Genomic DNA, 26,031 nt, shown 5'->3' with positions numbered 1-26,031 from the left:
TTCTGTCCTCCCTTGTTTATTCTTTTTTTTCTGTTATGTGTGATTAATCTACCGCAGTGGCCGACCAATGTAGCATAATAGAAAATCACATAAAAAAACATTCTAAAATGAAACATCTATTTCTCACATGTAAAGTTGCTTTTGCATTCTTTTTTTGTGCACAGACTAGTATTACTTTTGCACAACAAATGCCCCCTGTTCCGGTAGACACCAAAGTTCGTATTGGAAAACTGGAAAACGGGTTGACTTATTACATCAGAAAAAACAATCTACCCGAAAAAAGAGCCGATTTTTATATCGCTCAAAAAGTTGGAGCCATCCAAGAAGAGCCTTCACAGAGAGGGTTGGCGCATTTTTTGGAACACATGTGTTTTAACGGCACCAAACATTTTCCCGGCAGTCAACTAAAAGAGTATCTGGAAAGTATCGGCGTTAAGTTCGGTGAAAATCTGAATGCATATACATCGGTTGACGAGACTGTTTATAATATATCCAATGTGCCGGTTCACAGAGAAGGACCCATTGATTCTTGTCTGCTCATTCTGCATGATTGGTCAAACGACTTATTGTTGGAGGAGAAAGAGATAGATAAAGAACGTGGAGTCATACACGAAGAATGGCGTACACGCATGAGCGCCAATCAGCGTTTACAAGAGAAGGCGCTTCCACAAATGTTTCCAGGTTCCAAATATGCCGACTGTTTACCTATAGGCAATATGGATGTTGTGGATAATTTTAAGTATCAGACATTAAGAGATTATTACGAAACATGGTATCGTCCTGACCTTCAGGGGATTGTCATTGTTGGTGATATAGACGTTGATCAGGTTGAAGCTAAAATTAAAAAAATATTCTCAGACATACCCGCACCAACTAATGCGAAAGAAAGAGTATATTATCCGGTTAATAACAACAAGGAACCGATAGTTATTATTGAAAAAGATAAAGAACTTCCCAATGTGCAACTGCTTATTTTTAACAAGCACGACTATACTCCTCTCGAACAAAAAAACAACTTGGGATATGTAGTTGAGAATTATGCTAAAAGCTTGATTAGCAACATGTTGAATGCCAGACTGAATGAGCTGGTACAAACGGCCAATCCTCCTTATGTTTTTGCTCAATCGGGCGACGAGGAGTTTTTTGTAGCTAAAACAAAAGATGCATTCACCAGTATCGTTATTTGCAAAGAAAACGAGGTAGAGCAGGGCTTAGCTGCCGCACTACGTGAAGTAGAAAGAGCACGTCGTTTCGGTTTCACTGAATCAGAATACAATAGAGCCAAAAGCGAATACCTGCGTCACCTGGAATCAGCATACAATGAACGTGATAAAAATAAAAACGAGAGTTATGTTCAGCAGTATGTACGACACTTCCTCGACAACGAGCCGATACCCGGTATTGAAAACGAATATACAATTTTAAATCAGATTGCTCCGGCTATTCCGGTACAGGCTCTTAACCAAATGATGCAAAGCTTAGTTACCGACAGTAATCTCGTTGTTGCGTTATTCGGTCCTGATAAAGAGGGAATAAAATATCCGGAAAAAGAGCAACTTCTTGACGTTATCACAAAAGTAAAGGCTGAGGAGCTGACTGCTTATGTAGACAAAGTCTCTAATGAGCCGCTAGTAGCCAACAAGCCTAAAGGGGGTAAGATTGTTAAGACACAAAACAATTCGATCTTAGGGACAACAGAACTGACCTTGTCAAATGGTATCAAAGTATATCTGAAGAAAACTGAATTTAAAGCCGATGAGATACTCATGAAGGGCTTCAGTTTAGGTGGTAGTTCACTCTTCCCCGATACGGAAATAGCAAACATAATGAATTTGAATGACGTTGCTGCAGTAGGCGGTTTAGGTAAATTCAGTACTACGGAACTTGAAAAGGTGCTTGCGGGAAAGAAAGCTTCTGCAAGTGCTAGTATTGGAGACAAAACAGAGGCTATTAACGGTAGTTGTTCTCCTAAAGATTTTGAGACCATGATGCAACTCACCTACTTGAGATTTACGGAACCTCGTAAGGACCTTGATGCATTTAGTTCTTATAAAACCCGAACAAAGGCTGCGCTCCAAAACCAAGAACTGCAACCAATGGTTACTTTAGTGGACTCAATACAGCAAATTGTGTACAACAAGCATCCGAGAAAACAAAGACTCAAGGCCGCAAACATTGACCAGATTGATTATGATAAGATTCTTTCAATGTATGGCGATCGATTCAAAGATGCAGGCGACTTCAAATTTATTTTTGTAGGAAACATTGAAATTGATAGCATTAAACCTTATATTGAACTGTATTTGGGTTCATTGCCTAATTTGAAAAGAAAGGAAACATTCAAAGACAATAAAACTTATTTCAAAAAGGGTCTTTATAAAAGTGAATTTATAAAAGAACAAGAAGCAGTTAAAGCATCGGAATTTGTTTTTTATAATGGTAATTGCAGCTATAATCTTAAAAACAACATTCTCATGAGCATGACCGAACAAATTCTCACACTGTTATACACCGAAAAGGTACGTGAAGAGGAAGGCGGTACTTATGGCGTTTATGTAAGCGGAGCGCTCGATAAATTCCCTAAAGAAAGCTACAACCTGCAAATCATGTTCGATACGGATCCGGCCAAGAAAGATAAGTTAATGCAAATCATTTTGGGAGAGATTCAACAGATTGCCGACAAAGGTACTACTCAAGAAAACCTCAGCAAAGTAAAAGAATTCATGCTCAAAAAACATACCGAAAATCAAAAAGAGAATGGATACTGGCTGGGACAAATTGACGAAATGCTCTTCACCGGAAGCGACATGAGCAATGAATATGTAAACATTGTCAATGCGATTTCAAATGCAGACATACAGAAGTTTGCTTCAGAGATATTCTCTCAAAACAATCGGGTAGAGATCAGCATGATCAGTCCTGAGAAAAAGAAATAATAACTTGTATACAGAATTATGCTTTTTAATGAACTAAGAAAACATCACAGGCTTGCCGCCAAAAGACATCCGATGTATGAGAAGAATCGTTTTGGGAAATTCTTCATGTATTTCATGTCTGTCTTTTGGGCGGGCTACCTCATCTTCTTCGGCACAACTTTTGCATTTACTTTTGCCGAAGGAATACCCAACATGGAACCTTATCATGTGCTGAACAGCGGATTGATATTTGTTTTAGCATTGGACTTTCTATCTCGTTTTTCTTTTCAAAAGACCCCTACGCAGGAAGTAAAGCCCTATTTATTATTACCAATCAAAAAGAGCAGGATACAAGATTTCCTGCTCATCCGCTCTGGAGTCGACCCGTTTAACTTCTTATGGCTATTCATGTTTGTTCCATTTGCCATTATAACAGTAACCAAGTATTATGGAGTAATGGGAGTGATTACTTATTCACTTGGTATCTACTTATTAATGGTGCTAAATAACTATTGGTATCTTTTCTGCCGTACGCTAATCAATGAAAAGCTTTATTGGATCGGGTTACCTCTCGTTGTTTATGCCTTAATTGGAGTAGCCGCTTTCCTTCCGAAAGAGAGTATTGTCGACAATCTCACTATGGATTTAGGCGAAGGTTACATTGAAGGTAATGTACTGTTTTTCGCCGGAACATTAGCCGCCATAGCTGCTGCCTGGTTTATCAACAAATGGCTGTTAAGCAAATTAGCTTATTCAGAGTTGAACAAGGTGGAAGATACGAAGGTGAAACATGTTTCCGATTATAGTTTCCTTGAAAAATACGGTGAAATTGGTGAGTATTTGCGTCTAGAGCTAAAGATGTTGTTTAGAAACAAAAGATGCAAAACTTCATTGAGAATGATTGCCATTATTGTTGTATTCTTCTCTCTTATGCTGAGTTTCTCTGGAGCATACGACGGTACATTCATGAAAAGCTTCGTTTCTATCTATGCTTTCGTTGCCTTTGGTATGGTAATCCTAACTCAAATAATGAGCTTTGAAGGTAACTACATTGATGGTTTGATAACACGAAAAGAATCCATATTCAACCTGCTGAAAGCCAAATATTATTTTTATAGTTTGGGAGTGATTATTCCTAATATCTTAATGATTCCGGCAATGATAATGGGAAAGATCAGCGTCCTGGATGCATTGTCATTCAGTTTCGTTGCGATTGGCCCCATCTATTTTATATTATTCCAGTTGGCTGTTTACAACAATAAAACAGTTCCTTTAAATGAAGGGGTGACAGGTAGGCAAGCTTCGGGAACCGGATTTCAAACAATTGTAAGTTTCACCTCATTTGGTTTACCTATGCTGTTGAACTTCGGCCTGAAATCGGCTTTTGGCGAAACAGCAGGTGCATTCATTCTGCTCGGAATAGGATTGGGATTCACGCTAACCGCACATATTTGGATTAAAAACGTTTATGTGCGATTCATGAAAAGAAGATATAAAAATATGGAAGGTTTCAGAGATACAAAATAAGAAGAGATATGATTACGATAAATGAATTACAGAAAATATTTGGAGAAAAGATAGCAGTCGATATTAACAGCTATACTATTAATCCAGGCGAGATGATTGGTCTTGTTGGAAATAACGGTGCGGGAAAAACTACTTTGTTCCGTTTGATACTAGATTTGTTGAAAGCTGACAAGGGCAATGTAACGATCAAAGACATTGATGTAAGCAAGAATGAAGAATGGAAAACATTCACTGGAGCATTTATTGACGATGGGTTTCTTATTGACTACCTTACACCCGAGGAATATTTCTATTTTGTTGGAAAGATGAACGGAATGAAGAAAGAAGCCGTTGATGAGAGATTGGCAACTTTTGAAAGATTCATGAATGGTGAAGTCATGGGACAGAAGAAATACATACGTAATTTCTCAGCTGGTAACAAACAAAAGATTGGCATTATATCTGCCATGCTTCATCAACCGGAACTGTTAATTCTGGATGAACCGTTTAATTTCTTAGACCCAAGTTCGCAATCCATTATCAAACAATTGCTGAAGAAGTACAATGAAGAAACTCATGCTACCATACTTATTTCAAGCCATAACTTAAGCCATACGGTCGATATTTGTCCGCGCATAGCTTTGTTAGAACATGGAGTTATAATAAAAGACATCAAAAATGAAAATAATTCCGCCGAAAAAGAATTGGAAGAGTATTTCAATGTAACTGTTGAATAGCTTATCAGCTGTCGCTTCACAACTTTGTCTGACAGCATGTAAAAACAGCGTGCCAGGGCTCAATAATAGAGTTCTGGCACGCATAGGTATTAATTAATCAAATAAAAATACTATTATGAAACTAAAGTTATTTCTCTTTTTCTTAGCATGCTTCAGTTTAAATACAAATGCTCAACTTCTGTGGAAAATAACCGGTAAGGGACTTAAGGCTCCTTCATACCTTATGGGGACTCATCATCTAGCCCCACTAAGTATTATAGATAGTATAAAAGGTATGCAAACAGCTTTGAATTCAACAACACAAGTGATTGGCGAATTAAATATGTCAGACATACATAAACCAGCCAACATACAACTCCTGCAACAAAAGATGATGATTGAGTGTGATACCACACTACAGACTCTCTTTTCACCGTCAGATTATGATATGGTTAACAAATTCACAAAAGAATACCTCAACTTCGAATTGTCGCAAGTTCCCAAACTCAAACCAGCTTTTATATCTAATAATGCAGTTGTAGTAATATACGTCAAACACGTTGACAACTTCAACCCTCAAGAACAATTGGATTCTTATTTTCAGAAGCAGGGTACTGAGAAAGGGAAAAAAATAGAAGCACTGGAAACCCTCGATTTTCAGCTTAATATACTTTACAACAGCAGTTCACTTCAACGACAAGCTCAACTATTAGTTTGCGGTTTGAGCGATATACCTCAAGCTATTAATGACTTAAAAAGACTCACAGAAGCATACATAGCTCAAGATCTTAACCTCATGCTAAAAATATCTGAAGAAAGACGGGGGAATTCTTGTGATCCATCTCCTCAGGAAATGGAAAGCATGATGACTGCCCGTAATAAAACATGGGCTAAGAAACTTCCTGCATTAATAGAAACAGCACCCTCCTTTATCGCAGTAGGAGCTCTACACCTGCCAGGAGAAGAAGGCTTGATTAATTTATTGAGAGCCCAAGGATATCAGATTGAAGCTGTTTGGTAAATCGAATAACATGAATACTCAAAGAATCAAGGCATACATTCGTTTAATCACTTGTCGAATCAAAGAAGGAAAGAAAATCCCGGTATATCACCAAGAGGGAATTACAATCTGTGGCAACTGCCAAACAAACTTCAGCGGAAACTATTGTTTTAACTGCGGTCAGCACAAAGATGTACCCAGGTTTTCATACAAATGGATTGCCAAAAACATGATTGGAGGATGGATAAACATTGATAGTGGATTCTTTTTCACTATAAAAGAGTTGTTTATAAGACCGGGATATATGATAAATGATTATATAACCGGAAAAAGAATACGCTATTTCAGACCTCTTCAGATGTTATTCGTGTTAGGAGCTGTATACGTACTCTTAAGTCAAGCGCTATATTCTTCCGCAGAAAGCATAATTAACAATGATAAAGAAAACCAAGAATTAGTTGTTGAATTAGGGAAAATCAATGTCGGAAAATGGATTACGGAAAATGAATTCATTAAGTCCGTTTACAAATTGTTAGATAGCTGGTTTAGCAGCAACAGAGCGTTAGGGGTTATTTGGATGTTGCCAGTATCTGCCTTAGCCATGAAAATTGCTTTTAGGAAAGGGGCACGGAAGCTAAATTTAAACTTAGTTGAATATTTCCTAGTGAGGACTTATGCTGCATGCCAAATATTTATCGTTTCAATATTACTTCTTCCCTTATCGAAGGATCCGGAAGATTCGCTACCTTGGTGGTTGTATTTTATATTTTCTTTTTGGATCAACCTGCAATTGTTCAATGATAAGATTAAAACAACGTTTTTCAGAACAGTACTGATGTATGTGTATTTAATTTTAATACTAATTTTACTCGCATTATTTTTAGCCAGCATATTGGTATTCATACTCTGGATATTCAATTAAGATAATATAAAAGAAAAAAACATAAATGTTTGTCTGATTGAAAGAAAATATCTAATTTTGTGCCCTGATTATTCCGCAACGGGTAAACTAAGTGTACTTTGAGTGATTAAAGACCACCCGCCGGATCAAACCTGTATAGCAATATTATAACAGATGTACGCAATCGTAGAAATCAACGGTCAGCAATTCAAAGCAGAAGCTGGCAAAAAACTGTTTGTTCACCACATGCAAGAAGCTGAAAACGGATCAACAGTTGAGTTTGACAAAGTTCTTTTGGTAGACAAAGACGGAACTGTAACAGTGGGTCTTCCTACTATCGAAGGAGCTAAAATTGTATGTGAAGTTGTTTCAAACCTTGTTAAAGGCGACAAAGTGATCGTTTTCCACAAGAAAAGAAGAAAAGGTTACAGAAAACGTAACGGACACCGTCAACAGTTTACAGAGTTAAAAATCACAGAAGTAGTAGCTTAATCATTTTAAATTTTAAGAAGAAATGGCACATAAAAAAGGTGTCGGTAGTTCTAAGAACGGCCGCGAATCAGCAAGTAAGAGATTAGGCGTGAAGATATTTGGTGGCGAAGCTTGCAAAGCAGGTAACATCATCGTTCGTCAAAGAGGTACTGAATTCCACCCGGGAAATAACATCGGAATGGGAAAGGACCACACTCTTTTCGCTTTAGTTGATGGAATTGTAACTTTCAAGAAAGGTAAAGAAGACAAGAGATTCGTATCTATTGTTCCTGCTCAAACAGAAGCATAATTCTTTGTTGAAAATACAAATAAAAGAAAAAAGAAAGAGGTGTAACTTTTAAGTTGCACCTCTTTCTTTTTATATATAAATCACATCGTGTCTTTATTTTATTTATCTTTGCATACGAAATTTGATATTAAAAAAACAGATATGCTTACCATTAAACAAATTACAGAAAATACAGACGCTGTATTACGCGGTCTGGAGAAAAAACACTTTAAGAATGCTCAAGAAGTGATTTCTCAGGTGATTGAAGCAAACGACAAGAGACGTAATTCGCAAAATCAGTTAGACAAAAACCTGGCAGAAGTAAACTCCTTATCGAGATCCGTAGGTCAGCTAATGAAAGAAGGTAAGAAAGAAGAAGCTGAAGCTGCGCGTTTGCAGGTAAATGAAATAAAAGAAAAGAACAAGGAGCTGGAGGCAGCCATGAATGAGGCAGCAGCTGAGCTCCAGAATTTATTATATACCATACCCAATATCCCTAATGAGGGGGTTCCCGAAGGTTATGGCGCAGAGGATAATGTCGTTGAACGAATGGGAGGAAACCATGCTGAACTGCCAGCCGACGCACTTCCACATTGGGAACTAGCCAAAAAATATGATCTTATTGATTTTGAACTCGGAGTCAAGATTACAGGAGCCGGATTTCCTGTTTATAAAGGAAAAGGGGCACGCTTACAAAGAGCACTTATCAATTTTTTCCTCGATGAAGCAAGGGATGCAGGTTATCTTGAAATAGAACCTCCTTACGTGGTGAACGCAGCTTCCGGGTATGGTACAGGACAGTTACCCGACAAAGAAGGACAAATGTATCATGCCAATGAGGATGATTTATATCTGATTCCAACCGCTGAAGTTCCCGTAACTAATATCTATCGGGATGTTATTTTGGAAGAAAAAGAATTGCCGATAAAAAACTGCGCATACTCTGCGTGCTTCCGTCGTGAAGCCGGTTCTTACGGTAAAGACGTAAGAGGTTTGAACCGCTTGCATCAATTTAATAAAGTAGAGATTGTACGTATTGACAAACCAGAGCACTCATACGAATCGCTAAATGAGATGATTGCCCATGTTGAAAATCTGGTTCAGAAACTGGAACTGCCCTATCGCATCTTGCGACTTTGCGGAGGAGATATGAGTTTCACTTCTGCAATCACGTTCGACTTTGAAGTATTCTCTGCTGCTCAAAAAAGATGGTTGGAAGTAAGTTCGGTATCAAATTTCGAATCATACCAAGCCAACAGACTTAAATGCCGTTACAGATCCGGAGAGAAAAAGACAGAACTTTGCCATACGCTAAACGGTTCCGCCTTGGCTTTGCCTAGAATTGTTGCTGCATTACTAGAGAACAACCAAACTCCAGAAGGTATTAAAATACCCAAAGCATTGATTCCTTATTGCGGTTTTGATATAATTGATTAATTTTTTGTTCATAACATGATAAAAGCCACCCATTTGAGGTGGCTTTTCTTTTACATTTACCAAAATAGCAGTATCTTTGTCCCGCAACAATCTGACATAGGTTACATACAAATTACAACAAATTAATTAAATAATGAACAGAATCGTAAACAAAGAGCACTTTTCCGAGAAAGTTATTAAGCTTGAGATAGATGCTCCTCTTATCGCAAAATCACGCAAGGCCGGACATTTTGTAATTGTTCGCGTTGGGGAAAAAGGCGAACGTATGCCACTGACTATTGCAGGTGCCGACATCGCAAAAGGTACTATTACACTCGTAGTTCAGGAAGTTGGATTATCATCAACGCGGTTGTGCGAACTCAACGTGGGAGACTATATTACAGATGTGGTAGGTCCACTGGGACAGGCCACTCACATCGAAAACTTCGGTACTGTAGTTTGTGCGGGAGGCGGTGTAGGTATTGCTCCCATGCTTCCTATTGTTCAAGCTCTAAAAGCAGCAGGCAATAAAGTTATTTCAGTATTGGCAGGCAGAAGCAAGGAATTAATTATCTTGGAAAAAGAGATTCGCGAAAGTTCTGATGAAGTCATTATTATGACGGATGATGGATCATATGGCAGAAAAGGACTTGTCACCGAAGGAGTAGAAGAAGTTCTCAAGCGTGAGAAGGTAAACAAGTGCTTTGCTATTGGTCCGGCTATTATGATGAAATTCGTATGCCTACTTACCAAAAAGTACGAAGTTCCAACGGATGTTTCATTGAATACCATTATGGTTGACGGAACAGGAATGTGTGGAGCATGTCGTATTTCCATAGGAGGAAAAACCAAGTTTGTTTGTATTGATGGACCTGAATTTGACGGACACCAAGTTGATTTTGATGAAATGTTGAAACGCATGAATGCTTTCAAAAGCATTGAGCGTGAGGAAATGAATAAGCTTGAAGCCAACTGTGAAGCTACCAAAAAGACTGAACTTACTGGAAGAGACGCTCCTTGGCGCGAAGAATTAAGAAAATCAATTAAAGCCAAAGAAAGAGCCGGTATAGCCCGCGTTAAGATGAATGAACTTGATGCTGAATATCGTTCTCATAGCCGTAAAGAAGAAGTTAATCAGGGACTGACAGCCGAACAGGCGGTCATTGAAGCCAAACGCTGCCTAGATTGCGCCAATCCGGGTTGCATGGAAGGTTGTCCTGTAGGAATTGACATCCCCCAATTTATAAAAAACATTGAACGTGGAGAATTTCTTGAAGCAGCAGTAACGTTAAGAGAAACAAGTGCATTACCCGCAGTATGCGGACGCGTATGTCCTCAAGAGAAACAATGCGAATCAAAATGTATCCACTTAAAGATGGGTAAAGAGGCTGTTGCCATAGGAAACTTGGAACGGTTTGCTGCCGACTACGAACGTGAAAGCGGACAAATATCTGTTCCTACTATAGCAGAAAAGAACGGAATAAAAGTAGCCGCCATCGGTTCGGGACCTGCCGGACTCGCCTTCGCAGGAGATATGGCAAAATACGGATATGACGTAACGGTATTCGAAGCGTTGCATGAAATTGGAGGTGTACTAAAATACGGAATTCCTGAGTTCCGTTTACCCAATAAGATTGTAGATGTTGAAATTGACAATCTTTCAAAAATGGGAGTAGAATTCATCAAAGACTGTATCGTAGGGAAAACAATCAGCATTGAAGACCTCAAACAAGAAGGATTCAAAGGATTCTTTGTCGCATCGGGTGCCGGTCTTCCTAATTTCATGAACATCCCCGGTGAGAATTCTATCAATATTATGTCCTCTAATGAATACCTAACGCGAGTAAACCTCATGGATGCAGCAAGTCCCGACTCTGACACGCCCGTATCTTTAGGTAAAAATGTAGCAGTAATAGGTGGAGGTAATACGGCAATGGACTCAGTGCGAACAGCCAAGAGACTTGGAGCTGAACGTGCTATGATTATTTATCGTCGTTCGGAAGAAGAAATGCCTGCGCGTTTGGAGGAAGTGAAACACGCAAAAGAAGAAGGGGTAGAATTCCTGACCTTACATAATCCGATTGAATACATTGCCGACGAACAAGGCAAAGTAAAACAAGTAGTACTGCAACAGATGGAATTAGGAGAACCGGATGAATCAGGAAGACGTAGTCCAAGAGCCATCCCCGGTGCTACTGTTACCGTTGACATTGACTTGGCAATTGTCAGTGTAGGCGTATCCCCTAACCCAATTGTGCCTAGCTCAATAAAAGGGCTTGAAGTTGGAAGAAAAGGTACTATCACTGTTGACGAAAATATGGAATCCTCTATACCCACAATTTATGCGGAAGGAGACATTGTTAGAGGTGGCGCTACCGTAATTCTGGCCATGGGAGACGGCAGAAAGGCAGCAGCATCCATGAACGAAAAACTTAAAGTTCAGAAATAAATAACTTCACATAAAAAAGAAGAAGGCGTCTTTTCAGGATGCCTTCTTCTTTTTTATGGTTTAATAGTAAGCCTATTTATTTCACTTAACAACACTATTTGTTGTTGGATCAGGGAATATAACAATAGGTTTAAATTGTTTCGCTTCCTCAAAATCCATCATGGCGTATGACATGATTATGACAATATCATCCGGCTGTACCTTTCTAGCTGCCGCACCATTCAAACAAATCATGCCAGATCCTCGCTCACCTTTGATTACATAGGTTTCAAAACGCTCACCATTATTATTATCAACAATATGCACCTTTTCACCTGCAATCATGTTGGCTGCATCCATAAGATCTTCATCAATTGTGATGCTCCCCATATAATTCAAGTTTGCTTCTGTTACACGGGCACAATGAATTTTCGACTTCAACACTTCAATCATCATAAGGTTTGGTCCATTTTAAATTTAAACTTCTTTGTACTTAATGTTATCAATGAGACGTATTTCACCACAAAAAACAGTAATGCATCCTACAGCATAAGGCGTCTCATCCCAACTTTCAATCCGTTGCAACTTGTATCCGTCTACTATTTCAAAATACTCAAGGTCTAACCCGGGAGCCTTCTTGATAGCCTCTTCAACAAACTGTAATGTTTCACTCACCGTATGAGTGGCTGCAAAGGTACGACTTTTAAATAATGTATCAGATATTTTTAAAGCATTTTCACGTTCCTGAGAAGAAAGGCGTGCATTTCTACTGCTAAGTGCAAGTCCATCGCTCTCACGAATGATGGGGCAACCCACTATTTCAACTGGATAATTCATCTGCTTAACCATTTCCCGAATTATAGCCAATTGCTGAAAATCCTTCTCACCAAAATAAGCCCTATTCGGTTCAACAACGTCAAACAGCTTACTGACTATTTGGCAAACACCATTAAAATGACCCGGCCTGAATGCACCCTCCATTACAACATCCAAAGGTGGGTAACTAAACTGCCTTTGATCGGGCTCGGGATACATTTCCAGAACAGAAGGAGCAAACACCAAAGTTGCTTTATTTGCCTCCAACAAAACACAATCGGCATCTAATGTACGCGGATATTTAACCAAGTCGTTCTTATCGTTAAATTGAGTCGGATTAACGAAAACGCTAGCAACCGTTATATCATTCTCTGTTACACTGCGTTTCACCAGTGACGCATGACCCTCATGCAAAGCTCCCATAGTAGGCACTAAACCCACTGATTTACCTTGAATTTTCAGCTTTGCTAACTTATCTCTGAGATCCTTTATAGTATGAATAACTTCCATTTCATTCGTTTTATGACAGATTATCTTTTCAAAAAACACTGCAAAATAAACCATTATTTACCACATAACGAAAGAATACAGTAAATTAATGCAGCTTATATTATATCCAATGCATGCATAAGCAAAGTATTATTAACTGATTTACAAAGAGTTAACATATCACAAGTAATTATAGAGCCGTCCGACTTGTATTAATGCCCTTTTTTTTTTATATCTTTGCAGAATATTTACGAGAATGATTGTTATTATGGCAAAAGCTAATAAAGTTTTATTCATTACACAGGAGATAACTCCTTACGTTGCAGACACTGAAATGGCAAATATAGGACGTTATCTTCCACAAGCAATACAGGAAAAAGGAAGAGAAATCAGAACTTTTATGCCTAAATGGGGAAACATAAACGAACGTAGAAATCAACTACATGAAGTAATTCGACTTTCCGGGATGAACCTGATTATTGATGATACGGATCATCCACTCATAATAAAGGTGGCTTCCATTCAAGCAGCACGAATGCAGGTATATTTCATTGACAACGATGATTATTTTCAGAACAGATTACAGACATGCGATGAAAACGGTTTGGAATATGAAGACAATGATAGCCGCGCTATTTTTTATGCCAGAGGAGTTCTGGAAACAGTAAAAAAGCTCAGATGGGTTCCTGATGTAATTCATTGCCATGGATGGCTAACTGCCTTGGCACCGTTATACATAAAAAAAGCTTATGCAGACGAACCTTCGTTTAGAGATACTAAAGTAGTATTTTCTGTGTATGGTGAAGATTTTAAAAGCACATTCAAAGAAGATTTCCCTTCTCAACTGATAATCAAAGGAGTTAGTGCGGATGATATTAAAAGTTTAAGCACACCCGTAGATTACACTTCATTAATGAAGCTGGCCATCGACTATTCTGACGGAGTAGTCCAAAACAGTGAATCTGTTAATGAAGAGGTTATGAATTACGCACGTCAGTCGGGTAAGTTAGTACTTGATTATCAAACGCCAGAGGCATTTCATGATGCTTGTGACGAATTTTATGATAAAGTTTGGGAGTCAGAAAACAAATAGGAATAACTAAACGATAATAGAACCATGAAAATAAAACATCTGTTAATGGCGTTGTTGGCATCTGCAATTTACAGTTGCGATGACACCACAGGTAGTTTAGGTCTTGATATGTTGCCCGGAAGTGACAATGTCAATGTCTCCTCTACTAGTTTCGATGTAACAACCAAATCAATACTCTCAGGTCCTGTATTTGCCAAAACCGATATTGGTTATGTAGGAAAATATACGGATCCGGACTTTGGTTACTTTGAATCGGGATTTCTTACTCAGCTAAACTGCACAGACAGCCTTCAATTTCCTTTCGGTGTAATGGCAGGAGATACGGCTCATTTGGCCGAACTTGTTTTATTTTACGATAGCTATTTCGGCGACTCATTAAACGCTTGTAAAATGAGTGTTTATGAATTGAACAAAGTATTGGATAAAAACCACTATACGAATATTAATCCTGATAATTACTACAATAAGTCGACCGGGTTAATAGGAAGCAAATCATATAGTGCGGTAGATCTTTCTATTAGTGATTCGATAAGAAACAGTTCAAACTATAGTAAATATGTTCGTTTCGTACTACCCAAATCATTTGGAGATGACATGATCAAACTCAACAAAGAGCATCCTGAATATTTTTATAATGCGGATGCTTTTATCAAAAATGTTTTTAAAGGATTATACGTAAAGAGTGATTACGGAGATGGTACTATTTTATACATCAACCACGTAAACCTTAATATTATTTACAACAGTCATTATACTGACAGCCTTGGCAACTTCTTAAAAAAGAAAGACGGAACCGATTCCTTGTACTATGGAAAAAGGACTTTTGCCGCTACAAAAGAAATTATTCAGGCCAATCAATTTAAAACGTCTCAAAAGTTAGCTGAAAAAGTAAACGAAAAGGATTGGACATATCTCAAATCACCTGCCGGTATCTTTACTGAAGTAACGCTCCCTGTGCAACAGATTGCTGACCAATTAAGTAAGGACACCTTAAACACCGTTAAACTTTCAATCAACAATTATCATCAAGAGAAAGTAAATCAATACAGTTTACTTGCTCCTAAATACATGTTACTTGTCAGAGAAAAGGATGCAACATCATTTTTTGAGAAGAATGAAATCATTGACAATATAACATCTTATTTAGCTGTTCACAATAACTCAAAAAATAATAACTATACATTCGGTAACCTTTCCCGATTGATAAGTACCTGTATTGCAGAGAAGAAAGCGGCAAAGGAAAAAGCAGGTAAAAATTGGGATGAGCAACAATGGCTCAGTCAGAATCCTCTTTGGAACAAGGTCGTTCTTATTCCTGTGAATGTTACTGTTGACAATAATAGCAATAACATCAATCGCATACAACATGACTTGAGTCCGGCTTCAGTTAAGTTGGAAGGTGGTGAAAACAATAAATTAAAATTGGAAGTAACGTACACCAAATTCCCAAACTAGTCAGTCATCGGTTAGAATAATAACATATTCATATAAGTAATCCCATCAATGATACGATTGTAACTTTGATGGGATTGTTATATAAAGATTATAAAACAGAACTTATTCTATAATCTCCGTATTAGCTCCCTTCTTTTTACCGGCAGCCTTTTTACTGCGTAAACGATCCAATTCTTTGTGCAGTTCACTCAACTCCTCGCCTTGGTTACGAATAATAATCAGCAAAGAATTAAGTTCCTCATTATCCATATCTTCAGGGTATAACGCATTGACTCTGGTTATGAAATCGCCTAGAATATTCATATAATTAGTGAACGCATCATACGCAGAATCATAAATACCTCTGTAAACTGGAAGACCGGTGTTCTTTGTGGTCATAAAGCGGAAGTTATTGCTGGCCTGCAAATAATCCCAATCTTGCTTAATTCGCCTGTCATTACACAAATAGACCCTTTCTGCGACACTATATAACTTATTAAAAGCTTCGCGCTGCAATACATTCCCCAGCCAAGGACTTATATCGCGTTCTTCATCAACCCACGATATGGGATAAGGAACATCCAGCTGAGAAACCGACTTCAATTTAGAAACAATCTCTGTAGGCGTTGAGAAGTTAATACCTTTAGCTTTTGCACACCCCGGTAAAGCCTTTAAAAACTCTAATATATTAGAAGATAAAGGTTGCGAGATGCCTAAGGCCGATAATTCCATAAAGACGTTGACTATTTGTTCGTCTTGAGGCAAAGCGTCAATCCAATTAATGTATTTATCAGCAAACAGAGGATATTCACTCCATTCCGAATTAGAGAAACGCAAGCTGATATCATCCGAGAGTTTAAAATCACGCAATAAAAGTTTCAACGAAGGAGCCTGATTGCAATGATACATGTAATGAGGACTTTTCCAGCCAAGAATATATTTTGCACCTTCAGTAAGCATCCCTTTGAATCCCATCGAAGCAACTACCGCCCCAATATCATCCGAATAAATCAAGCTTGAATTGCGAAACACCTTGGGAGCTTTTCCGAACAACTGTTTTATTTTCTGACTCTGCCTTAAAACTTCCTCCTTGAAACACTCTTCGTTGATTAAGGAAGATAGTCCATGCGAATAAGGCTCAGCCAAGAACTCACAGCAGCCGGTATCGTTCAGCTGATGTAGCAAATCAATCACTGCAGGAGCGTGAATTTCCAATTGTTCCAAAGCCACACCGGACACAGACAAGGCAACCTTAAATGTGTTATCTGAATTTCTGACCATTTCAATTAACGTATTCAGTGCCGGGATATACGATTTCTCAGCCACCTCGTTAATGCTTGATTCATTCACAAAATCATCATAGTAATAATGATCCTTACCTATATCAAAAAAACGGTAACGTTTTAAGTGAATAATTTGGTGTATTTCAAAATAAAGACAGATTGTTCTCATATTCTATCTATTTTTTTCGTTATTATCAATATTTAGTTAACACATCCTCATAAATGCGGCGCACCTTGTACCCAACATTCTCCCATTTAATTTCATCAACTTCTCGCTTCCCTTCCACTTTGAGGTATTCATACAAAGCCGGATAAGTACAAATAGCATAAATAGCATCGGCCATGGCCTGAATATCCCAATAATCAGTCTTGATACATTTCTCTAAAATTTCGGCACAACCCGACTGTTTGGAAATAATAGTAGGCACGCTACATTGCATCGCCTCCAAAGGGGAAATACCAAAAGGCTCGGACACCGAAGGCATTATGTACACATCACTCGCTTTAAGCACTTCGTATACCTCATGTCCTTTCATGAAACCGGGGAAATGAAAACGGTCGGCTATTCCTCTTTGAGCAGCCAATCGAATCATCTGATTCATCATGTCACCGTTGCCCGCCATCACAAAGCGAACGTTCTTAGTCTTTTTCAGAACCAGAGCAGCAGCTTCAACAAAATACTCCGGACCTTTTTGCATGGTGATTCGTCCCAAAAAAGTAACAATCTTCTCTCGTGGATTTTTCTTGGGAACAATATCGATGATATCTTGTGAAAGGGGAGACACGGCATTATGTACGGTAGATACCTTTTTGGGATCTTGAAAATACTTATGTATCACCGTCTGCCGAGTGAGTTCGCTCACACACATAATGTGATCGGCCTGATCCATTCCATTCTTTTCTATGGCATAAACCGTAGGATTGACATTACCCCTGCTGCGATCAAAGTCAGTAGCGTGCACATGGATAACCAAAGGTTTGCCGCTCACTTGCTTGGCATGAATGCCGGCAGGATAAGTCAGCCAGTCGTGTGAGTGAATTATGTCATACTGTTGCTGACGCGCAACCACTCCGGCTACTATTGAATAGTTATTTATTTCCTCGTATAGATTATCAGGATACTTTCCCGAGAACTCGATGCACCCCAGGTCATTGGTATACAGATAATTAAAGTCGGCATAAATATGATCACGCAAATCATAATACAGTTGCGGATCCATATAAGTCCCTACTCTACTCTTCACGTGCTCCCAGTTAACATCACGCCAAACAACCGGCGTGCTGTTCATTCCTATTATTTTCAAGAAACTTTGATCTTCATCACCCCATGGTTTAGGAATACAAAATGTGATTGATAAATCATTCTGTATGGCCATGCCCTTAGTCAATCCATAGCTTGCAGTTCCCAAACCACCAAGAATATGAGGGGGGAATTCCCATCCAAACATTAATACTTTCATATCCGCCCCTCCTAAAAATTATATTTCGACAATAGTTTTAATATTCTCAGCATCTCCGCCACATTCATTGCAAAAGAAACAGCTCCCCGACCCTTGAACGGTGGATTACCGTCAAACAGTTCAGGCAATGAACCGATGCAGTGATTAGTCATTTCATCTTCAAAGCCAATCAGCTGCCTTTCAACAAACGATATACCACTTATTTTATAGATTTTAAGATAAGCTTCCATATAAAAGCCCATCAGCCAAGGCCAAGCGGTTCCCTGATGATAAGCACTATCCCTTTCTCTTTGAATTCCTACGTAATTGGGGTTATAGCCCACACTCTTAGGGCTCAGACTCCGTAAACCTTTGGGCGTAAGCAGTTCCTTGGTTACTATATCCAGAACCTGTTTCTTTTGAATTTTATCAAGTGGAGAATAATCAAAGGCAACCGTAAAAATCATATTCGGACGAACGCTCCAATCCATCATGTTACCATCAACAAAATCAAGCAGATATCCATACTCATTACGGAAGGTTTCAACAAAAGACACTGCCGTTTTCTGCGCCAGGGCATCCAACGTATCGGCTAAGGAAGGATTTTCATCTTCTCTTAGCATATCGGCCACAAATCGCAATGCATTATACCACAAAGCATTCACCTCCACAACATAACCGGTGCGGGGAATAACCGGATGGCCGTCAATGGTAGAGTTCATCCACGTAACAGGTTTATTCGCTCCATGCGTGTAAAGCAAACCGTTTTCATGCAAAAACAAGTTATTGTGCTTACCCTTTCTGATAAAATCAATAATTTCCAGCAGTAAATCGCCATACTTTATCCGGCATTTTTCTCTTGTGGTTTCTTTGGCATATTGCTGTAAGGCCCAGACAGCCCATAATAATACATCAGGATCATCTAATTCGTATATTTTGCAGTCAACGGGAATGTTGTTCATGTAGCAACGCAGTGTTTTCTGAGCCGTTTCCATTACATCTTCAAACTCCTCAGGCTCATCAATAGCCAAAGTCAGTCCTGGTAAAGACACAAACAAATCGCGTGCTCTACACTTAAACCAAGGATAACCGGCTAGTATATAATGGCAATCACCCTGTTTGTTATGAAACTGATGAGCCGAGTTTTTCAAACAATGATAAAAGCTATCGCGCGGCGTACGGTCATTCACTTCATGCTGAAATATCTGTTTCAACTTATTAGTCGACACATCGGATATTCCAGCGGAAAAGACCACGCTTTCACCTTTCTTTATATCTACCTCAAAAAAGCCGGGTACATAGAGGTCCTCGTTAAAGTCGTACCCTCGCTCCTGCTCTTTGGGATATTCAATACCCCGATACCAATCGGGTTCAAAATGAAATTCATTCTTCTTGTTCACTTGCATAAAAAGTTCCGGATAACCGGGATACATGCACGTTTTAATTCCATTTTCAACTACCTGATATTCCTTGTTCACCTCATTGTTTTCGTGCGTATATTGCCGCACACTTCTAAAGGCCAAGAAAGGTCTCAATCGTAACTTGGTAGCCGAATGTGCCTCTACAAGCGTGTATCTGATCAGGATTCTATTCTCATGGTGTACAAAGACTTTTTCTTTGGTAAGAAGTACTCCACCAACACGGTAAGTTGTAACCGGAACTTTCTCACAATCAAATTCACGGATGTATTTATGTCCTTTCGGGCTAAAATTATTTCCCTGATACTTATGTAGTCCCAAATTAAACTCTGCACCATGCTGAATTACCGTTTCATCAAGAGAAGAGAGCAGCACATGATTTTCTTCATCCAACTCAGGGACAGGAATGACAAGCAATCCATGGTATTTTCGTGTGTTACAGTCAACTATTGTTGTACAATGATAAGCTCCCGATTTATTTGTCCGAAGAATTTCTCTGGGCAGAGATTCCTCCAGATTAAGCATAAGGGTCTTGTCGAATCGTAAATAGCTCATAGTCTGCACTATTAAAAAGGTTAATTTAAATGCCACGCGGCAATATTATTGTATTCTCCAAAAATACAAATTATACGAAGAAGTCGAAATAAAAAAGCCGATTATTTTCATTTTTATTGTAAATATTCGTAGCATTGTATAGCCAATCACATAAAAAGACGATTATGAAAGTTGAAATACAAAGATTAATTCTTTCTCTGGTTATTCCGTTACTTTTACTTTTGATGCTATATGCTATTAAGATATTGGAAGTAGGTATGGGATGGGATTTGTCACACTTTGGCATATACCCTTTACACGTCAAAGGAGTCATAGGAATTATAACTTCCCCGTTGGTTCACAGTAGCTTCAGCCATTTAATGGCTAATAGTTTCCCGCTTTTATTTCTTACGTGGTGTTTATTTTATTTCTATCATTCCATAGCAATCCAGATACTTACTGCCTTATGGATAAGCAGTGGTTGTTTTACTTTCATCATAGGAAGTCCCGGTTGGCATATCGGTGCTAGCGGACTCATTTACGGGTTGATCTTTTTCCTTTTCCTTAGCGGTGTAATCCGCAAGTACCCTCCATTGATTGCCATTTCGCTCCTGATTACATTTCTATATGGCGGCATTGTGTGGAGTATGTTTCCGTTTTTTGTGAAAGCCAATATTTCTTGGGAAGGCCATTTAAGCGGAGGAATAACCGGAATGATACTCGCATTACTTTTCAAGAGCTACGGTCCACAAAAAAGGATCATAACCGATGATGAAGAAAGTAACACTGACATTGAAACGGAAGAAGAAAGTGACCGAAATGAGCAAGACGCTACATGAAATGCATGAAAAAAAGTATCACCAAGTATCACCAACCTTATAACAGATTGACAATCAGAGCATTCCGTGTGACACTTGGCTAAAAAAAAGTGTCACCAAGTATCACCAAGTGTCACCAACTTTTCGGCAGTGATTCCTTACAAGTATATCACTATTTAGCTCTTATATATAAGAGTTTTAATCGGCATGCTTCGGCGATTTATTTTGCAGGTGAGTAATTCTCATCTCCACCCCGGTGTACACAGTTTGTACACCCCCATGTAGAGCCTTTGTACACCCCGGTCTACAAATACCCTACACCCGGGTGTATAAAGAATTTCTTGACGTGGGAAAAAAAAATCTATTTGTTAAGAGCCTCCATAAGCAAGGTTATGTTGGCAGTAAACAGTCTGACAGAGATAGCTAACAAAATAATTCCAAAGAATTTTCGGATAATATAAATACCTCCTTTTCCCAGAAATCGTTCCACCCGGTCAGTCATCTTAACCACAAAATAAACCCAAACCATGTTAAGTATCAAAGCCAGAATGATATTAAAGCTAGCATACTCGGCCCGAAGTGACAAAAGAGTTGTAAATGCACCAGCCCCAGCCAACAAAGGAAAAACCAACGGCACCAATGTTGCTTCTTTAATAGGTCCTTGATTCTTGAAAATCTCTACATCGAGCAACATTTCCAATGACATCAGGAAAATGACGAAAGCACCTGCAACAGCAAACGAGGCAATGTCAACATGAAAAAGCTTCAGCATCATATCTCCCGCATAAAAGAAGCCAAGCAGAAGAAGAAATGATATAACCGTAGCTTTCATGGCATTAACTCCCTTCCCTCTTTGTTTGAGATTAATGATAATAGGAATTGAGCCAATAATATCAATTACGGCGAATAATACAATAAAAGCACTGACAAGCTCCTGAAGATCGAATCCTACAAACATATTACCTCCTTTTTGATTGCAAATATAGGTAATTTTTATGCAGAAACAATACAATATAGCTGCAAACTTAAGAAATGATAAAAAAAACAAAAAACTGAACTTAATAATAACAAAAGGAATCTATTTTACTTACATTTGTCTAAAATAAAAAAAACCTTTATGGAAACAATGTACGACACACTTCTTCAGTTGCCTTTATTTCAAGGCCTTTGCCACAATGACTTTACGGAAATACTTGAAAAAGTAAAGATACACTTTGCCAAATATCAGGCAGGAGACACAATCCTTACTCAAGGTGACGTTTGTGATAAATTGGTTTTCCTGGTAAAGGGAAAAATTTCTTCGAACACTATCTCGGCAGATAAAGTATATACATATATAGAGTATATTGAAGCACCCTACCTTATTGAGCCCCATTCGCTTTTTGGAATGGAAGTGGCGTATAACTCTACTTATATGGCTGAAGGCGAGGTCAATATCATTAGCATTGATAAACCTTTTGTTTTAGAGGAACTTTCAAAATACGAAATATTCCGAATCAATTACCTGAACATAATTAGTAGCAGGGCACAGTTGTATTATAAACGGACTTGGGAATCAAGTGTTAAAAATGTGGCTCAACAGATTTTAGACTTCATTGTAATGCGCTCTGAAAAGATTATGGGCGAGAAGTTATTAAAAATACGCATGGAAGACTTTGCCGAATACATTGATGAAACGAGGTTAAGCGTTTCCAAAGAGCTGAGAAAGTTTGAAGAAGCCGGATTGCTTACCATTGGCAGAGGCACCATTCAGATTTTTGATTTAGAAAAATTGGTCTTATGGGTTGAGGAGCACAAAGACGAGTGATTGAGTACTTGGTAGCAACATAAAAAGAGACCGGATCTTTTCGACATACGAAAGAATCCGGTCTCTTTATTATATTCTATACGTTTTCACTTACTCCCATTCAATGGTTGCAGGTGGTTTTGAACTAATGTCATACGTTACACGATTAACGCCTTTCACCTTATTGATGATGTCATTGGATACTTTCCCCAGAAATTCGTAAGGAAGGTGAGCCCAATCGGCCGTCATAGCATCGGTAGATGTAACTGCACGAAGAGCAACCGCTCTTTCATACGTACGTTCATCGCCCATCACTCCAACTGATTGGACGGGCAATAAAATGACGCCGGCCTGCCATACCTGATCATAAAGGTCCCAATCACGCAAGCCTTGAATGAATATATCATCGGCATCTTGCAAAATACGCACCTTTTCGGGCGTAATATCTCCTAAAATACGTACTGCCAATCCGGGTCCGGGGAACGGATGGCGTTTAATGAGATGCTCCGGCATACCCAACTCACGTCCAACTCTTCTGACCTCGTCCTTAAACAGTAAACGTAAAGGTTCGCATAACTTCAAATTCATCTTCTCGGGCAAACCGCCTACATTGTGGTGGCTTTTAATAACCGTACCGGTTATTGAAAGAGACTCAATGCAATCCGGATAAATGGTACCTTGTGCAAGCCATTTTACATCTTTTATCTTGTGAGCTTCCACATCGAAAACATCGATAAAGCCTTTGCCTATAATCTTTCTCTTCGCTTCAGGCTCGGACACTCCTGCCAATTCACTAAAAAATTTCTCACTGGCATCAACTCCAATTACATTTAGTCCCAGACAATTATAGTCATTCAATACATTAGCATACTCATTCTTACGCAACATACCGTGATCTACGAAGATACAAGTCAGATTACTACCGATGGCTTTATGAAGCAAAACGGCAGCTACGGATGAATCAACACCGCCGCTTAGCCCTAAAACAACTTTATCATCACCTAATTGCGCTTTCAATTCAGCCACTGTGCTTTCAATAAAAGAAGCAGGCGACCAGTCCTGTTTACACCCGCACACATCAACCACAAAGTTTTTTAAGATTTGCGTTCCGTCTTCCGTATGAAAAACCTCGGGATGAAACTGAACTCCCCACACCTTTGCATCGGTTACTTCATAAGCAGCAATAGCAACTTTGTCAGTCGAAGCAATAATTTTGAAATTATCGGGTATGGCAGTAATCGTATCACCGTGACTCATCCAGACTTGTGAATTGTTTCTCACCCCTTTTAACAGAATATTACCGGAATCAAGACTTGCCAAGTGAGCACGACCGTATTCACGTGTTCCGGCAGGCTCTACTTTGCCTCCATTGACGTACGAAATAAATTGCGCGCCGTAGCAAATTCCCAATATAGGGTATTTTCCCCATATCTCTTCCATATTAACTTTAAACGCTGCATCGTCATAAACAGAGAAAGGACTACCCGACAAGATAACCCCTTTTACGCTCGGATCTTCTTTGGGAAACTTATTATAAGGTACAATTTCGCAATAAGTGTCGAGCTCGCGAACCCTGCGTCCAATAAGCTGTGTAGTTTGAGAACCGAAATCAAGTATAATAATTTTTTCTTGCATATAGAAGATATGTTTTGAAGTTTGCGCACAAAAGTACGCAAAATATCACGATTTTACTTCTTTTCTTTCAGTAAATCGCGAATTTCAGTCAACAATAGTTCTTCTTTACTTGGCGCTGGAGGCGGTGGAGGCGTTTGTTCGACCGCTTCCTGTTTGCGTGACATCTTATTTATAAGTTTAATAAACATAAAAATGGAGAATGCGATAATGATAAAATCAAAAGTTGCCTGCAAAAAGTTACCATAGTTTAACGTAACGGCTGCTGCTTCTTTTCCATCGGCACCTATTTCGGCCGCTTTCATTACCCACTTCAAATCTGTAAAGTTAACACCTCCAACCAGCAAACCGATAGGCGGCATAATCACATCTGCAACAACAGAAGATACTATTTTGCCAAATGCACCGCCAATGATTACACCGACTGCCAAATCAATCACATTGCCCTTCATGGCAAAAGATTTAAATTCCTGAAGCAAATTGTTTTTTCCCATTTTTTTTGTTTTTAATATTAATTTGTGCACTAATATAAAAACATTTTTTTAATTTTGCACCGCATTAAGTTGAAATATGAAGTCTTTCTACATATTTTGAATAAATATTATTAGAACCCTTAAAAGTTTAAACAAAATGATTAAAGTAGGTATTAATGGATTTGGCCGTATCGGACGTTTCGTTTTCCGTGCTGCTCAAACAAGAAATGACATTGAAATCGTAGGTATTAATGACCTTTGCCCAGTTGATTACTTGGCTTACATGCTGAAGTACGATACTGTACACGGTCAGTTCAAAGGTACAATCGAAGCTGACGTAGAAAAAAACCAGTTAATCGTTAACGGTAAAGCTATCCGCATCACAGCTGAAAGAAACCCTGCAGATCTGAAATGGAACGAAGTTGCTGCTGAATACGTTGTAGAATCTACTGGTTTATTCTTATCAAAAGAAAAAGCACAGGGTCACATCGATGCAGGTGCAAAATACGTAGTGATGTCTGCTCCTTCAAAAGACGATACCCCTATGTTCGTTTGCGGTGTTAACGAAAAGACTTACGCTGGTGAAACATTCGTTTCTAATGCATCTTGTACTACTAACTGTTTGGCTCCTATCGCTAAAGTATTGAATGACAAATTCGGTATCACAGACGGTTTGATGACTACAGTTCACTCAACTACTGCAACTCAGAAAACAGTTGACGGTCCTTCTTTGAAAGACTGGAGAGGTGGACGTGCTGCTGCTGGCAACATCATCCCTTCATCAACTGGTGCTGCTAAAGCTGTAGGTAAAGTAATTCCTGCTCTTAACGGTAAACTGACAGGTATGTCAATGCGCGTTCCTACTTTGGACGTTTCTGTAGTTGACTTAACTGTAAACTTAGCAAAACCTGCAACTTACGCAGAAATTTGTGCAGCAATGAAAGAAGCTTCTGAAGGCGAATTGAAAGGTATCCTTGGTTACACAGAAGATGCAGTTGTTTCTTCTGACTTCTTAGGCGATCCTCGTACTTCTATCTTCGATGCTAAAGCAGGTATCGCTTTAACTGATACTTTCGTTAAAGTTGTATCTTGGTATGACAATGAAATTGGCTATAGCAACAAAGTTCTTGACTTGGTAGCTTACATGGCTTCAGTTAACAACAAGTAATTATAC

General features: G+C 38.8%; 22 protein-coding genes. 14 read left to right on the top strand and 8 right to left on the bottom strand.

Features of this window, described 5'->3' with window-relative positions; all coding sequences use genetic code 11:
* Positions 1–107 precede the first annotated feature (107 nt).
* The 9 genes from C511_RS0104125 to C511_RS0104085 all read left to right on the top strand — a co-directional run bounded on the left by C511_RS0104125 (position 108) and on the right by C511_RS0104085 (position 11,663).
* Positions 108–2,936 carry a M16 family metallopeptidase gene (locus C511_RS0104125; protein ID WP_024996258.1) on the top strand — a complete coding sequence of 943 codons (2,829 nt, stop codon included), beginning with the start codon at positions 108–110 and terminating at the stop codon, positions 2,934–2,936.
* Between the two features lie 18 nt (positions 2,937–2,954).
* Complete coding sequence (locus C511_RS0104120) at positions 2,955–4,442, top strand: DUF5687 family protein (RefSeq protein ID WP_148297712.1); 1,488 nt, start codon at positions 2,955–2,957, stop codon at positions 4,440–4,442.
* 8 nt (positions 4,443–4,450) lie between these two features.
* The gene (locus tag C511_RS16155; RefSeq protein WP_024996260.1) at positions 4,451–5,158 is read left to right on the top strand and encodes an ABC transporter ATP-binding protein; all 708 of its coding nucleotides are present in this window, start codon (positions 4,451–4,453) and stop codon (positions 5,156–5,158) included.
* A 115-nt stretch (positions 5,159–5,273) separates the two neighbouring features.
* Complete coding sequence (locus tag C511_RS0104110) at positions 5,274–6,158, top strand: TraB/GumN family protein (protein WP_024996261.1); 885 nt, start codon at positions 5,274–5,276, stop codon at positions 6,156–6,158.
* A 10-nt stretch (positions 6,159–6,168) separates the two neighbouring features.
* Entirely contained in the window at positions 6,169–7,059 is an 891-nt protein-coding gene (locus C511_RS0104105) for a DUF3667 domain-containing protein (RefSeq protein WP_034781402.1), read from the top strand.
* 153 nt (positions 7,060–7,212) lie between these two features.
* Positions 7,213–7,530, top strand: coding sequence for a 50S ribosomal protein L21 (gene rplU / locus C511_RS0104100; RefSeq protein WP_024996263.1), 318 nt, complete (start codon positions 7,213–7,215; stop codon positions 7,528–7,530).
* Positions 7,531–7,552: 22 nt separating this feature from the next.
* Complete coding sequence (gene rpmA / locus C511_RS0104095; RefSeq protein ID WP_024996264.1) at positions 7,553–7,819, top strand: 50S ribosomal protein L27; 267 nt, start codon at positions 7,553–7,555, stop codon at positions 7,817–7,819.
* A 141-nt stretch (positions 7,820–7,960) separates the two neighbouring features.
* Positions 7,961–9,235 (top strand): serine--tRNA ligase, encoded by a 1,275-nt coding sequence (serS, locus tag C511_RS0104090; RefSeq protein WP_027317851.1) that lies wholly within the window; start codon positions 7,961–7,963, stop codon positions 9,233–9,235.
* A 133-nt stretch (positions 9,236–9,368) separates the two neighbouring features.
* The gene (locus C511_RS0104085) at positions 9,369–11,663 is read left to right on the top strand and encodes a bifunctional dihydroorotate dehydrogenase B NAD binding subunit/NADPH-dependent glutamate synthase (protein ID WP_024996265.1); all 2,295 of its coding nucleotides are present in this window, start codon (positions 9,369–9,371) and stop codon (positions 11,661–11,663) included.
* 81 nt (positions 11,664–11,744) lie between these two features.
* Here the strand turns inward: C511_RS0104085 and panD are convergent, their stop codons facing one another.
* Both panD and panC read right to left on the bottom strand, forming a co-directional pair.
* Entirely contained in the window at positions 11,745–12,098 is a 354-nt protein-coding gene (gene panD / locus C511_RS0104080; RefSeq protein ID WP_024996266.1) for an aspartate 1-decarboxylase, read from the bottom strand.
* 21 nt (positions 12,099–12,119) lie between these two features.
* Complete coding sequence (gene panC / locus C511_RS0104075; protein ID WP_024996267.1) at positions 12,120–12,968, bottom strand: pantoate--beta-alanine ligase; 849 nt, start codon at positions 12,966–12,968, stop codon at positions 12,120–12,122.
* 247 nt (positions 12,969–13,215) lie between these two features.
* On the opposite strand from panC, the gene C511_RS0104070 reads away from it, so the two are divergent.
* Positions 13,216–14,040, top strand: coding sequence for a glycogen/starch synthase (locus tag C511_RS0104070; protein WP_024996268.1), 825 nt, complete (start codon positions 13,216–13,218; stop codon positions 14,038–14,040).
* A 24-nt stretch (positions 14,041–14,064) separates the two neighbouring features.
* Positions 14,065–15,495 (top strand): DUF4270 domain-containing protein, encoded by a 1,431-nt coding sequence (locus tag C511_RS0104065; protein WP_024996269.1) that lies wholly within the window; start codon positions 14,065–14,067, stop codon positions 15,493–15,495.
* Between the two features lie 102 nt (positions 15,496–15,597).
* Here the strand turns inward: C511_RS0104065 and C511_RS16150 are convergent, their stop codons facing one another.
* The 3 genes from C511_RS16150 to C511_RS0104050 are packed head-to-tail and all read right to left on the bottom strand — an operon-like array spanning position 15,598 to position 20,169.
* Positions 15,598–16,926: a glycoside hydrolase family 57 protein gene (locus tag C511_RS16150; RefSeq protein ID WP_034781399.1), complete on the bottom strand. Its 1,329-nt coding sequence runs from the start codon at positions 16,924–16,926 to the stop codon at positions 15,598–15,600.
* Positions 16,927–16,951: 25 nt separating this feature from the next.
* Positions 16,952–18,217 carry a glycosyltransferase family 4 protein gene (locus C511_RS0104055; protein ID WP_027317850.1) on the bottom strand — a complete coding sequence of 422 codons (1,266 nt, stop codon included), beginning with the start codon at positions 18,215–18,217 and terminating at the stop codon, positions 16,952–16,954.
* A gap of 11 nt (positions 18,218–18,228) precedes the next feature.
* Positions 18,229–20,169 carry a glycogen debranching enzyme N-terminal domain-containing protein gene (locus C511_RS0104050; protein ID WP_024996270.1) on the bottom strand — a complete coding sequence of 647 codons (1,941 nt, stop codon included), beginning with the start codon at positions 20,167–20,169 and terminating at the stop codon, positions 18,229–18,231.
* A gap of 164 nt (positions 20,170–20,333) precedes the next feature.
* On the opposite strand from C511_RS0104050, the gene C511_RS0104045 reads away from it, so the two are divergent.
* Positions 20,334–20,987 (top strand): rhomboid family intramembrane serine protease, encoded by a 654-nt coding sequence (locus C511_RS0104045; RefSeq protein WP_024996271.1) that lies wholly within the window; start codon positions 20,334–20,336, stop codon positions 20,985–20,987.
* Between the two features lie 340 nt (positions 20,988–21,327).
* On the opposite strand, the gene C511_RS0104040 is transcribed toward C511_RS0104045, so the two are convergent.
* The gene (locus C511_RS0104040; protein ID WP_024996272.1) at positions 21,328–21,924 is read right to left on the bottom strand and encodes a MarC family protein; all 597 of its coding nucleotides are present in this window, start codon (positions 21,922–21,924) and stop codon (positions 21,328–21,330) included.
* A gap of 159 nt (positions 21,925–22,083) precedes the next feature.
* Between C511_RS0104040 and C511_RS0104035 the strand changes: the two genes are divergently transcribed.
* Positions 22,084–22,773, top strand: coding sequence for a Crp/Fnr family transcriptional regulator (locus C511_RS0104035; protein ID WP_024996273.1), 690 nt, complete (start codon positions 22,084–22,086; stop codon positions 22,771–22,773).
* Between the two features lie 90 nt (positions 22,774–22,863).
* Here the strand turns inward: C511_RS0104035 and guaA are convergent, their stop codons facing one another.
* Together guaA and mscL are read right to left on the bottom strand one after the other, a co-directional pair.
* On the bottom strand, positions 22,864–24,387 hold the full coding sequence (gene guaA, locus C511_RS0104030; RefSeq protein WP_024996274.1) for a glutamine-hydrolyzing GMP synthase: 1,524 nt from the start codon (positions 24,385–24,387) through the stop codon (positions 22,864–22,866).
* 53 nt (positions 24,388–24,440) lie between these two features.
* Positions 24,441–24,878, bottom strand: a complete 438-nt coding sequence (gene mscL, locus C511_RS0104025; RefSeq protein ID WP_024996275.1) for a large-conductance mechanosensitive channel protein MscL — start codon at positions 24,876–24,878, stop codon at positions 24,441–24,443.
* A 136-nt stretch (positions 24,879–25,014) separates the two neighbouring features.
* On the opposite strand from mscL, the gene gap reads away from it, so the two are divergent.
* Positions 25,015–26,025, top strand: coding sequence for a type I glyceraldehyde-3-phosphate dehydrogenase (gene gap / locus C511_RS0104020; RefSeq protein ID WP_024996276.1), 1,011 nt, complete (start codon positions 25,015–25,017; stop codon positions 26,023–26,025).
* The last annotated feature ends 6 nt before the right edge of the window (positions 26,026–26,031 follow it).

Source organism: Bacteroides graminisolvens DSM 19988 = JCM 15093 (assembly GCF_000428125.1).
GTDB lineage: Bacteria > Bacteroidota > Bacteroidia > Bacteroidales > Bacteroidaceae > Bacteroides > Bacteroides graminisolvens.
Note: the sequence above shows the minus strand (reverse complement) of the source record. Positions and strands in the feature narration are given on the sequence as shown.